1 protein-coding gene is annotated in these 316 nt (G+C 47.2%); it reads left to right on the top strand.

Translation table 11 applies throughout. From position 1 onward, the window contains the following. Positions 1-158 precede the first annotated feature (158 nt). Positions 159-316, top strand: a 158-nt coding sequence (locus AB4585_RS25345; RefSeq protein ID WP_372171539.1) for a GIY-YIG nuclease family protein, incomplete at its 3' end; no start/stop codon positions are given.

Here is a 316-nt window from a genome sequence, read left to right as displayed (position 1 = left end):
GTGGATATCGAAGCGTTAGCAACCGCTACGCCAGTTTCTTCAGTGAAAACACCTACAGCAGAGAAGCTAGAAGCATTAGAGCAAGAGGTGGCGTCATTAAAATCTGAAGTGGCTGAGCTTAGAGCCCTGATTGAGTCAGTACTCTGAGCAATAAAGCCATGAGTGAGTGGTTTGTTTACTTAATTCGAAATCGTCACAACGCACTGTATTGCGGGGTGACGAATGACCTTGAACGCCGTTTCTCGCAACATGCGAATGGAACTGGCGCGAAGGCACTTAAAGGCAAAGGGCCTTTGACTCTAGAGTGGTCTACAAA

Origin of the sequence: Vibrio sp. 10N.222.49.C9, from assembly GCF_041474985.1 — a bacterium.
GTDB lineage: Bacteria > Pseudomonadota > Gammaproteobacteria > Enterobacterales > Vibrionaceae > Vibrio > Vibrio crassostreae_C.
This window is presented reverse-complemented; position numbering and strand designations above follow the sequence as displayed.